11 protein-coding genes are annotated in these 7,116 nt (G+C 36.1%); all 11 read left to right on the forward strand.

All coding sequences use genetic code 11. The annotated features are described in order from the left end of the window. The first annotated feature begins 358 nt into the window (after positions 1-358). The gene (locus BK126_RS28530; RefSeq protein ID WP_076315790.1) at positions 359-1,150 is read left to right on the forward strand and encodes a rolling circle replication-associated protein; all 792 of its coding nucleotides are present in this window, start codon (positions 359-361) and stop codon (positions 1,148-1,150) included. 387 nt (positions 1,151-1,537) lie between these two features. Further along, complete coding sequence (locus BK126_RS28535) at positions 1,538-1,990, forward strand: hypothetical protein (RefSeq protein WP_076315791.1); 453 nt, start codon at positions 1,538-1,540, stop codon at positions 1,988-1,990. A 7-nt stretch (positions 1,991-1,997) separates the two neighbouring features. Continuing rightward, positions 1,998-2,501, forward strand: a complete 504-nt coding sequence (locus BK126_RS28540; RefSeq protein WP_076315792.1) for a hypothetical protein — start codon at positions 1,998-2,000, stop codon at positions 2,499-2,501. Positions 2,502-2,519: 18 nt separating this feature from the next. Next, positions 2,520-2,708: a YqbF domain-containing protein gene (locus BK126_RS28545; RefSeq protein ID WP_076315793.1), complete on the forward strand. Its 189-nt coding sequence runs from the start codon at positions 2,520-2,522 to the stop codon at positions 2,706-2,708. Positions 2,709-2,711: 3 nt separating this feature from the next. After that, complete coding sequence (locus BK126_RS30370; protein WP_076315794.1) at positions 2,712-3,257, forward strand: XkdF-like putative serine protease domain-containing protein; 546 nt, start codon at positions 2,712-2,714, stop codon at positions 3,255-3,257. Between the two features lie 124 nt (positions 3,258-3,381). Further along, positions 3,382-3,606: a hypothetical protein gene (locus BK126_RS28555; RefSeq protein WP_076315795.1), complete on the forward strand. Its 225-nt coding sequence runs from the start codon at positions 3,382-3,384 to the stop codon at positions 3,604-3,606. Beyond that, positions 3,606-3,857: a hypothetical protein gene (locus BK126_RS28560; protein ID WP_076315796.1), complete on the forward strand. Its 252-nt coding sequence runs from the start codon at positions 3,606-3,608 to the stop codon at positions 3,855-3,857. Before BK126_RS28555 ends, BK126_RS28560 begins: the two co-directional genes overlap by 1 nt. Positions 3,858-4,916: 1,059 nt before the next feature. Then, positions 4,917-5,486, forward strand: a complete 570-nt coding sequence (locus BK126_RS28565) for a site-specific integrase (protein ID WP_076315797.1) — start codon at positions 4,917-4,919, stop codon at positions 5,484-5,486. Between the two features lie 51 nt (positions 5,487-5,537). Next, entirely contained in the window at positions 5,538-5,744 is a 207-nt protein-coding gene (locus BK126_RS28570) for a hypothetical protein (RefSeq protein WP_076315798.1), read from the forward strand. 226 nt (positions 5,745-5,970) lie between these two features. Beyond that, complete coding sequence (locus tag BK126_RS28575; RefSeq protein WP_076315799.1) at positions 5,971-6,537, forward strand: hypothetical protein; 567 nt, start codon at positions 5,971-5,973, stop codon at positions 6,535-6,537. Between the two features lie 251 nt (positions 6,538-6,788). Then, entirely contained in the window at positions 6,789-6,974 is a 186-nt protein-coding gene (locus tag BK126_RS28580; RefSeq protein ID WP_076315800.1) for a helix-turn-helix transcriptional regulator, read from the forward strand. Positions 6,975-7,116 lie beyond the last annotated feature (142 nt).

A 7,116-nucleotide genomic window follows, 5' to 3' on the forward strand; every position in this document is an offset into this window, starting at 1 on the left:
CGGGGATATATCCCCGTTTATACCTTGATGCAAACGAAGACCGGTATCGTGAAGATCGAGAACGAATGAGTTCGTATCGTGTGCAATGATTTCCCTTTATACAAACTGCCGAACCCGGCAGGGAAAGGAAGGCCAAATGATAATGAACCATGGTTTTTGGTTTGGTTTTTGGTTTGTTGTGAGAGGGATAACGTAACTCCTCCTTTATAGACTTGATTGTAGTTACACTAAAGAACCGAAATGAACTCCTTGAAAAGTGTAATTCGTCTTACAGCCGCAAGGCTTTGCGAAGATTTTTCAAAAAACGAATTTTACGGAGATCATCCTAAAAGAAAGGGGTTTGAAAGAAGGTGAATGATTGTCTTTACAGTTATATCAAACCAAAGTGTTTGTCAGTGGAAATGTCGTTGAAGTCTATCAATATGAATTACCAATAGCGAGAGGATATGAACGAAGTACAAGCGGTATATCAACATCGCCTGATTATGATATTGATTTGGAGACGGGAGAAATCCTCTCTTCACCGGAAGATAGGAAATTAAGCAGCCGTGCCCAATCGAATATCAGAGCACGAAATAACTTAAGGCGCTTGGCTCTTATGAACTTCACGAATAAAAGTAAGTTTTTAACGTTAACAACCAAAGAAAATATAACCGATCTTGAAGAATCCAATAAACACTTTAAAGCATTTATCCGGAAGTTAAAGAAAGAATGCAAGGATGAATCATTGAAATATTTAGCGGTTATTGAATTTCAAAAACGTGGTGCTGTTCATTATCACATGCTTTGCAATTTACCTTATGTAAGGGTCGAAAAGATAAGATCACTGTGGCGATCGGTTGTAGGTGAAGGCAATATTGATTTACAACGAATTGACCATGTCGATAATATCGGTGCTTACGTGATTAAGTACATGACAAAGGAAGATGCAGATCCACGCCTTATAGGGAAAAAGATGTATCAATGTTCGAAGGGATTAACGAAGCCGAGAGAAGTAATTGGAGCCGAAGCGGATAAGATTTTAAGCGGATTGCAACAAAAGGGCAAAAAAATAGCTTACTCCAACAGTTATCGGAGTAAGCACCTGGATTGCGAGGTTGTATATAGCGAATACAACCTTGATAGACAATCAAATAAAAACAAACTTTAGATGATTCAATTATAAGCAAAATGCACTCATAAATAAAGATAATATCACTTCACATATTATATTACACCTAAAATACATTGATGTATCAAGGCTTTTGGCGATTATTTAATAATCTTGCCAAAAGCCTTTTTAGTGTGCGCTCAATCAATGGGCACTTAAGCACTTTTTGACCATCAAAAATTAATGCGTGTTTTCAGCATGTAATCATGTTCAATACATAATCAGACGAACGCTATCATACATAGGATTGATTTTCACGAGTTAGTACGTAGTTAAAGTAATCAACAATCAAAAACGTCTTATAATCGAAATTTGAAGCCCATAAATTGGATAGAAAAAAGTTTTGTGTTTAGGGTCAATTTTAGTATTAGTTTAGGGGCTTATATTATGAGAAACAAAACTAAAAAGCAGAAAGGAGTGCTTTCGTCCTTCATTGCATGGTTTGTTGTCGTCAAACATCTTACCCAATGGAAGGAACAAGGCTCTTTTTATTTTGAAAGGGAGTTTAATCTCATAATGAATGAAGAACAACGTGAAGCGAAGAAAGAATACATGAAAGCATACCGCGAAAATATGACCGAAGAAAGACGCAAAGCAAGGAAGAAATACAAGAAAGAATGGCGCAAAGCAAATCCAGAAAAAATAAAAGAATATCGCAAAAATCGAACTGAAGAACAACGTGAAGCAAGGAGGAAATACGAGAGAGAATATCATCGAAAACGGCGCGAAAATATGACCGAAGAAGAACGTAAAGCAAGGAAAGAATACATGAAAGAATACAATCGAAAACGTTACTTGGCTAAGAAGGAACTTAATTCAAAAAATAAAAAGGATGCGTGATTAGGAAATGGAAAAATTCAAATTGATTGATGAAAATATCGAAGCTAAGAAGAGATTTGATGCAATCGTAAATGAACGAATGAAAGCATATGAAGCCGAGAAAGAAAAGCTTGATCGTATGATAGACCATCACCAAATCAGGAACTGGGAATTTGCTGATGCAAAGGAATTGGACAAGCTTCAAGATGAAATCGATAAGCAAGAAATCATTGTTAAACGTCGTGAAAATGACAAAAAGAATATGCAATTAAAGCCGTATCGTGCCCCATACACAATGACTGAACTTGAAGAAGCGTATAATGATGAATTCTTTCCAAAGCTGAAAGCAATCCCGGATAAGAAGTATAAGAAATACCTCGAATTGATCGATCAGTCCGAAAAGATCAAAGAAGAAATGCAAGCCGATTTTGATGAAATCAACAACGAATCAAGTCGTGTAAGAAGAAATTCACCTGGTGTAAACCTTAAGAAAATCAGCTTTGAAGATTATCCGAAAGTAAAAATTAACTAATCAGGGGGAAATTAAATCATGTATTATTTTGCAAAACTCATTAAAGGTAATGAATATTCCGTTAAGGGTATGACGTTTAAATGCAATCAAGAAGCCGAAGTAACAAAAAGCATGTACGAATACTTGAAGAACAAAAAAGAAGAATTCGAAGTACGAGATGAACCGAAATTACATCATGTTTCTATCAAAAAAGTGATCGAGGAATAAACAATGAAGAACCCATTTTCAGATATTTATTCAGCAATGAAATTGTCTATTGGAAACCCATCAATTAATAATGTTGATGATGCTTATAGAGCAACAGGGACTATTCAGAAATCAGATTATGAAGACTTAACCAAATCGATATTTTCTGGTCTGTTCCAATCTGATGTTTATGTAAGAAAGGCTATTGTTCAAGAAGAGCAACAATTGGTGTATGGGATTGTATATGAACCTGATGTACTTGATTCACAAGGCGATTACATGACGGCTGAAAGCATTCAGAAGGCAGCTCATGCATTTATGACGTCATTGAAGGTTGATACACAGCATAACTTCGTTGAAGGCGCGGGAACTGTCGTAGAATCGTATATCGCACAATCCACGTTTGAAATCGGGGAACACGTAATCAAAAAAGGTTCATGGGTATTAGTAACCGAAGCTACAAATGAAATATGGGAAGGAATTAAGGAAGGTAAATATACCGGTTATTCAATGGCAGGTACTGCTGATACAAAACTCGATCCATTCAGGCAAAGTTATATGACCGATTGAAGATCGATTATATAAGCAAAATGGCTAAATAAATATCAGTTATAGACGGCTTTTTGTCCATCTAAAACAAGTACAACCCTTGTAAATAAAGGGCTTTTTGTGTTTTGAAGGAGAGGTAATGCTTATGAATGTAAGAGATGTACGATTAAACAAACCGCAAGACGTACGAAGGATGATAGCCCAATTAATAAACGAGTTGCGCCGGAACACTTCTTTGGATCCAATTAAAAGGGCAAATACCATTGGGTATTTGTCCAACGTAATAATGAAGTCAATGGAATTAGGTGATATTCGAGAAGACATTGATAAGATTAAGGAGTTAATAGAAAAGGCAGGCGGTAATGATTAATGTCACCTATAACAAGATATCAAATTGAAAAACTCAAAGAGATGGTTAAGGATTCATTTGGAAATAAAGCACCCATTGTGGTTATGGCATACCCGGACAAGCTTCAATATTTGCTTTATGACAAGAAGCGTGATGATAAGATAACAAGGGAATGCCAAAGCCTTGATGAACTAAAATCATATGCAAATAAAGAAGGAATCCAATTAACCGTCTTTTCAGCAAATAAGAGCATTGATCAATTATGGCAGTGAAACTTTTATAAAATTCCTTCTCATTTTTATAAAAGTTCTGCTCTTTTTTATAAAAAACGAAGATATTGCTTAAAAAGTGGGGTTTTTTACGCTCTAAGCTTAATTATCTCGTTTGTCGGGGTGTTGACGCTTTGTCAACACTTATGCAACAATGTGTTTGGGAAAACCCTAAGGCCACCACTATTCAACCAATATCGGATCAAATCCACAATTTATATTTGTAAGGTGGTTGGCATATGGTTACTTTCCCGAGTTTTGTTCTACAAGCGGTCTTTATTATTTTCCGTTTGTGTCATACCTTTGTGGGAAGTAGCTCAGGCCAAGGAGCTGCTTTTTTATTTTTCTTGAAGATTGTAGGTTTAAAAGTCCAAAATGGTTATTAAAATAGAAAAAGAGACGCTTTACATGCCTGATCTGCTGGAAAGCCCGTTTATTAAAGCACATCGAGGAAGGTCAAACGGCCAAGTTAGATTTACTTCCTCAATAGACGGATTTTGATCAGACGATGTTAAGACATCCCTTTTAGTGACTAAACGACGAGTGACAGCGTATCTTTATCTGTTGGTGAGTGAATTACTCTCCGAACATGAACCAAGATCGCACAAGGTAGTACACGGTTTTTACAGAGTTAGCAGTGATGGTGGATACCCCCGCTGCTTTCTCCAACTTGTTTTTCTTTTGGTCCTTCTTCTCCATATTGCATCTGTCCTTTGTGGTACGCAACTTTCCAGCAAGTAAACGAACTACTAATGCGCCCAATATAATATTAGTAGAAAATCAAGTATCTGAAAACTAAAATATTCATCAATAGGGTTTTATATGAAATTACGAGGCATGTTGTCCAAGGAAAAGGACAGCATGCCTTCTTTTTTTAGTTATGAAAAATCGTTGAATCGAACACATTAACTATTTTGTTCGATTCGTACATATGACGTAAAGCCTTGATACATCAACGTTTTTTTGAATTAGCGATAAATTAAAATGACCTCTACACAAAATGAATCAAACATAATATAATGATTTATAAGTTAAGTTCGATTCAAGGAGGACGATAAGGCGATGGAATTTGTTGAACCTATCCGAGATAAGAAGAAGATTGAAGCAATGAAGAAGGTGTTAAAAGGATCAAACATGAGGGATTATTGCTTGTTCGTATTGGGCATTAATTCTGGATTGAGAATAAGCGATATTTTGAATCTAAGGATTGATGATGTGGTAGATGTTAATCGTAAGTTGAAAGAACGAATCATAATCAAAGAGAAAAAAACAGGAAAGCCCAAAGATTTTCCTATTAATGAATCGACGGGTAAAGCGATTCGTGAATATTTAGACACTCGATTGGATTATCAAATGGACGAACCGCTGTTTATCAGTCGAAAGAAAGGTGCTCCATTGCAAAGAACAACCGCATGGACAATTTTGAATCAAGCGGCTGAAATGGTCGGAATCAAAGAAAACATCGGAACGCACACCTTAAGAAAAACATTCGGGTACCATATGTACAAAAAAACTAAGGACGTAGCAAAGCTTCAAGAAATCTTCAATCATTCAGCGCCAAGTATCACATTACGTTATATCGGAATAAGCCGAGATGAACAAGATGAAGCATACCTAAACTTCAACTTATAAAACACTTCATGACCTTTAAAAAAACTTTAAAACCCTTGGAGGATGATTATTATGACAAAGCGTGAAATAAGAGATTACGGAAGAACATTATTACAATTGGCTAAGTTGTCCAAGAAGGATGATCAGAAAGCACAAGAGTATGCCTTGCAAGCTATGCAAGCGGTCGAAGATCAATTAGCAACCAATAAAAAAGCGGTGGAGTTGTACAAGAAAGCTGAAGAGATTTACAAAATGAAATCAAAGCAGATGACAGCATGATAACGATTGGTGATATTTCCCCTTGAAGGTTAATACTTCAGGGGATTTTTTATTAATGATGTATTGAATGTTCCAAGTACATTAACAGTATGATGCTATTAAAATAAAAGTACAATGGAATGTAAGATAAATTCAATGTAAAATTGGTTGTGAAAGTAAAAAGGTATTCGTATGTAGTTGTGGAATTTGTAAGTACATAGCATTGACGAAAGGTGGAGAAACAAGCATGTTGGTTAGAACCCTTATTACCGATATGGCGGAAGATAGCGTCAAAGCAAGGGAACAAATAGCGGCTATAGCAAATGAAAAATGGGATACGATACGCCGTAAAATTAAATTAGTTGGTATCGCAAGTCGTAATGAAAAGCTTTATTGTGATGATGAAGAAATATTGAATATGGATGTATTTCATATAATAAAAAGTATCAATAAAGGCGACTCCGAAGAAGTCGCTATGAAGAAGGTTAAAGGATTGTACTCGCAAGATGAAAGTATAAAGAAAGTGAAAGAGAAAGCATCGGAGAAATTACCGATCAATAAAGCAAAAGCCCAAACCAAAGAATCAAAGAACAATGAGATCACTTCTGAACAATGTGGATTCAAAGATAATAAGCGCATGGAAGAAGTTAAACGACTAATAACAGGCGAGGAAGTTGAAAGGAATCGCACATACAGAGGGTTTTACTTCGATGAAGATGTATTAGCCGTTATAGATAGCGCCAAAAGCGGCAAGAAGAGCGACTTAATTAATGAGCTGCTTCGCTTATCTTTAGAAGAATTGAAGATGCTATAACATGGATTATGTATGAGGCTTGATAGATTCGATTCTAAGCCTTCATATCAATTAAGTGATACGTAAGGCTTACCTGAATGATAAAAATGCGCTACAAACGAAGCTACAAGGCTTAAACGAAATGGAAAAGAGCACCGACAGCGTTCATGCTGATCAGTGCTCTTTTTGTTGAAATTAAATCTATTAAGTCATGCATTGACGTTAAATGTCATGATGCGTAATAATAGATTTATGAAAGGAGATGGATAAACATGGAACAGACAAAGGAACTTGTGACATATAAAGAGGTTTGCAATTACTTCAAAATCTCTGAAAGAACGTTGATGAGATGGAAGAAGGAAGGATTGCCACAAATCAAATTAACTTATAATACTTCTCGTTTTGATCTCGATGCAGTAAAAGAATGGGCGAATAATCGTAGTGAACAATTTAAATAGACCTTCGTAGGGGTTCGGGGATATATCCCCGTTTATACCTTGATGCAAACGAAGACCGGTATCGTGAAGATCGAGAACGAATGAGTTCGTATCGTGTGCAATGATTTCCCTTTATACAAACTGCCGAACCCGGCAGGGAAAG

Source organism: Paenibacillus sp. FSL H7-0326 (genome assembly GCF_001955535.1).
In the GTDB taxonomy this organism is placed as follows: Bacteria; Bacillota; Bacilli; order Paenibacillales; family Paenibacillaceae; genus Paenibacillus; species Paenibacillus shunpengii.

Bases quoted from the DNA above. Each gene is read 5' to 3' on its own strand.
- BK126_RS28575 (WP_076315799.1), top strand. From the start codon at position 5,971: ATGTTGGTTAGAACCCTTATTACCGATATGGCGGAAGATAGCGTCAAA.
- BK126_RS28535 (WP_076315791.1), top strand. From the start codon at position 1,538: ATGAGAAACAAAACTAAAAAGCAGAAAGGAGTGCTTTCGTCCTTCATT.
- BK126_RS28540 (WP_076315792.1), top strand. From the start codon at position 1,998: ATGGAAAAATTCAAATTGATTGATGAAAATATCGAAGCTAAGAAGAGA.
- BK126_RS28560 (WP_076315796.1), top strand. From the start codon at position 3,606: ATGTCACCTATAACAAGATATCAAATTGAAAAACTCAAAGAGATGGTT.
- BK126_RS28570 (WP_076315798.1), top strand. From the start codon at position 5,538: ATGACAAAGCGTGAAATAAGAGATTACGGAAGAACATTATTACAATTG.
- BK126_RS28545 (WP_076315793.1), top strand. From the start codon at position 2,520: ATGTATTATTTTGCAAAACTCATTAAAGGTAATGAATATTCCGTTAAG.
- BK126_RS30370 (WP_076315794.1), top strand. From the start codon at position 2,712: ATGAAGAACCCATTTTCAGATATTTATTCAGCAATGAAATTGTCTATT.
- BK126_RS28565 (WP_076315797.1), top strand. From the start codon at position 4,917: ATGGAATTTGTTGAACCTATCCGAGATAAGAAGAAGATTGAAGCAATG.
- BK126_RS28555 (WP_076315795.1), top strand. From the start codon at position 3,382: ATGAATGTAAGAGATGTACGATTAAACAAACCGCAAGACGTACGAAGG.
- BK126_RS28580 (WP_076315800.1), top strand. From the start codon at position 6,789: ATGGAACAGACAAAGGAACTTGTGACATATAAAGAGGTTTGCAATTAC.